Here is a 3,079-nt window from a genome sequence, read left to right on the forward strand (position 1 = left end):
ATACTCTTCGCCCGTGTCCGTCATCGGATAGCGGTTCGCCACAATCGTATCGAATACGGTCAAGTCGCCTTTTAGCTCGGTCGTCAAGTCACCGGTACAGGCTTGAAGTGTCTCGTCGGCTGAATGAAGGGAAATCAGCTTCTCTTTGGCATACTTGTTAACGGTCCAATGCGCATCGACGTACGACAAGTTCACGACATCTGGCTTTTCTCCACCGCAACCGACCAATAAGCCCATGGATAATACGAGTGCAATGGCTAACTTTTTCAAATCATCCGCCCCTTAAAATCTATTTGTACCAATTTTACCATTATATGACTTTAGAAGGGATATGAAAAACCCGTCCATGAGAGTGGACGGGTTCGCTAATTCAATTAGACGGCTTGATCAATCGCCCGCGTCAATCGCGTCTCGACATCACGGGCGACAGACTGGAGCGACTCATCCTCGATTAATTCGATCAATTTCGTCGGTTTCGGCATCCCGACATGGGGTCGACCCGTCCTTCGTGAAGACGGCAAGCTTGCACGGCAGGAAGTAGCCGCCTTCCCGGTGGGCCGTGATGACTTTTTTCGCTTCTTTCGGATTGCACACTTCAAGGATGCGATAGTCCCCGTCGATGGCCTGTCCCTTCTCTTTTAACGTGTCACTTAAATCGAAGTCCCAGAGTACCCCGAACTCTTCATCTTTCAACGTCCCTTTCAATTTTTCGACGACGTCCTCGACCGATTGGTCCGTTTTCACTGTGTAATCAAACACGTGAATCCCTCCTTGTGTGTTAGGTAGTCTCTTTCGTCATGTACCCGAACCGGCTGGAAACAAATCGTCCCATCGTCCCGAAAAAAAGTGTATGTGATTTGAAACATATTCCGCGTTCGACTCGTAGGAATGAGAGAAAATAGAGAAGTCCAACCTTACGCAAAGGAGAAGTGGTTGCCGTGACGGTCACCGTATTCACACATACAAGCTGCAGTTCTTCCCGTAAGACGCTCGATTGGTTACGCGAACAGAACATCCCGTTCATCGAGAAGAAATTGACCGACCAAGGGATGTCGTTCAACGAGTTCAAAGAGATGCTCCGTCTCACGGAGAATGGGACGACCGATCTCTTGTCCGTGCAAAAGAGTGTATACAAACAAGCGGCGGACCAACTCGATGAGATGTCACTCCGCGAACTATACAGTTTCGTGGCGACGCATCCACAGATTTTGAAGAGCCCGATCGTCATTGACGACAATCGGATTCAAATCGGGTTCAGCGAGAAAGAGATTCGCACGTTCATCCCACGAAATGACCGAATCGCCGAATTGAAACGATTGCTGGACAAAAAGTAAGAGCCCTGCAGCGCAGAGCTCTTTTCTTATGCCTTCTTGAGTCGGGCCGCCAAGCGGTTCCCGAACGATTGGATCGATTGGACGAGTAGGATCAACACGAAGATGGTCACATACATGACCTCCGGCTCGAAACGAAGATGGCCGTATTGATAGGCGATATCGCCGAGTCCACCTGCTCCGACGAGACCGGCCATCGCGGTCGCCCCGATGAGACCGATTGTCGCAATCGTCAAGCCGAGCACGATCGAAGAGCGCGCCTCCCGGATCAACACGTACCAGATGATTTTCCGGGTCGAGATGCCCATCGCCTCATACGCCTCGACGACGCCGCGGTCGACCTCTAACAGCGCCGATTCCATGAGACGCGCGATATACGGTGCCGTAAATACGATCAGCGGGAGGAGCACACCTTGAACCCCGATCGTCGTCCCCATGATGAAGCGGGTGAACGGCAGGATAAAGAACAACAGGATGATGAACGGGATTGAACGGACGACGTTGATGACACTCGATAACGCCCCATAGAAGTAACGGTTGGCGAGCCGGCCGTTCGGGCGCGTCAAGACGAGCAGCGTCCCGAGCGGCAATCCGATCAGCGTCGAGATGACGAGCGCGATGCCGGTCATCGTGAGCGTCTGGATCGTCCCCGTCCAAATCAAATCACCCCAATTTTCCCAAAACTGCAACATGGTTCGTCACCTCCTTCACTTTCACGCCGCTCGCCTCTAAGAAACGGACGGCTTGGTCGGTCTGGGCCTCATCCCCGTCCAAGTGGACGAGCAGATTGCCGACGAGACCGCCTTTCAACTTCTTGATGCCGCCCCCGATGATATTCGGGAGCAATCCGAACCGTTTCGTCAGCTGGGCGAGCACGGCCTGTTCGCTCTGATGACCGATGAACGACAGGTTCACGAGTGTCCCGTGCGTGCTCAATTCTGCGACGACTTCTTTCGGGACGTCGTGGTTCGTCTTCAAGAACTTTCGTGTCGTCGCGTGCTGCGGGTCCGAGAACACGTCGAGCACGTTCCCTTCCTCGATGATTTGACCGGCCTCGATGACCGCGACCCGATCGCAGATGCGCTCGATGACTTCCATCTCATGGGTGATCAAAAAGATCGTCAGACCGAGTTCGCGGTTGATGTCGAGCAACAGGTCGAGGATCGACTCGGTCGTCTCCGGGTCGAGCGCGCTCGTCGCCTCGTCGCTGAGCAGGATGTCCGGCTCATGGGCGAGGGCCCGGGCGATGGCGACGCGTTGTTTCTGTCCGCCCGAGAGTTGCTCGGGATAATGTTTCCGGTGCGCCGTCAGCCCGACGATATCGAGATACTTGTCGACCCGTTCCCGGATCGTCTGTTTATCGAGCCCTTCGAGTCGTAACGGGATGGCGACATTCTCTTCGACGGTCGCCGTCTTCAACAGGTTGTAATGTTGGAAGATCATCCCGATCCGGTGACGAAGCTTCGAGAGCCCGCGCTTGTCGAGCTTCGTGATGTCCTGTCCCTCGATCTCGACATGTCCCGACGTCGGGCGTTCGAGCAGGTTGATCATACGGATGAGCGTGCTCTTGCCGGCCCCGCTTCGGCCGATGATGCCGAAGATCTCACCTTTCTCGATCGTGAGTGAGACGTCGTCGAGCGCGGTGACGGAACCTTTGTTTACGGTGAACGTCTTCGTGATGCCTTTAAGTGCGATCATAGGACCTACCGTTAAAACGCCGGGACGATTGAGCCGTTGAACGTCTCTTC

The 3,079-nt window shown here is 54.2% G+C and carries 5 protein-coding genes; 1 reads left to right on the forward strand and 4 read right to left on the reverse strand.

Annotated elements, in window-relative coordinates:
* Together B9Z54_RS14145 and B9Z54_RS14150 are read right to left on the reverse strand one after the other, a co-directional pair.
* The coding region (locus tag B9Z54_RS14145) for a hypothetical protein (protein WP_162785220.1) at window positions 1-195 on the reverse strand (195 nt) is incomplete at its 3' end.
* A 246-nt stretch (window positions 196-441) separates the two neighbouring features.
* Window positions 442-759: a DUF302 domain-containing protein gene (locus B9Z54_RS14150; RefSeq protein WP_345840734.1), complete on the reverse strand. Its 318-nt coding sequence runs from the start codon at window positions 757-759 to the stop codon at window positions 442-444.
* A gap of 179 nt (window positions 760-938) precedes the next feature.
* Here B9Z54_RS14150 and B9Z54_RS14155 point away from each other — a divergent pair, with 179 nt between their 5' ends.
* Window positions 939-1,334 carry a Spx/MgsR family RNA polymerase-binding regulatory protein gene (locus tag B9Z54_RS14155; RefSeq protein ID WP_113929010.1) on the forward strand — a complete coding sequence of 132 codons (396 nt, stop codon included), beginning with the start codon at window positions 939-941 and terminating at the stop codon, window positions 1,332-1,334.
* A 26-nt stretch (window positions 1,335-1,360) separates the two neighbouring features.
* On the opposite strand, the gene B9Z54_RS14160 is transcribed toward B9Z54_RS14155, so the two are convergent.
* Both B9Z54_RS14160 and B9Z54_RS14165 read right to left on the reverse strand, forming a co-directional pair.
* Entirely contained in the window at window positions 1,361-2,023 is a 663-nt protein-coding gene (locus tag B9Z54_RS14160; RefSeq protein WP_071397545.1) for a methionine ABC transporter permease, read from the reverse strand.
* Entirely contained in the window at window positions 1,995-3,029 is a 1,035-nt protein-coding gene (locus tag B9Z54_RS14165; RefSeq protein WP_113929011.1) for a methionine ABC transporter ATP-binding protein, read from the reverse strand. Before B9Z54_RS14165 ends, B9Z54_RS14160 begins: the two co-directional genes overlap by 29 nt.
* Window positions 3,030-3,079 lie beyond the last annotated feature (50 nt).

This window comes from Bacillus sp. P14.5 (assembly GCF_003316765.1).
In the GTDB taxonomy this organism is placed as follows: Bacteria; Bacillota; Bacilli; order Bacillales; family Bacillaceae_B; genus Rossellomorea.

Bases quoted from the DNA above. Each gene is read 5' to 3' on its own strand.
- B9Z54_RS14160 (WP_071397545.1), bottom strand. From the start codon at position 2,023: ATGTTGCAGTTTTGGGAAAATTGGGGTGATTTGATTTGGACGGGGACG.
- B9Z54_RS14165 (WP_113929011.1), bottom strand. From the start codon at position 3,029: ATGATCGCACTTAAAGGCATCACGAAGACGTTCACCGTAAACAAAGGT.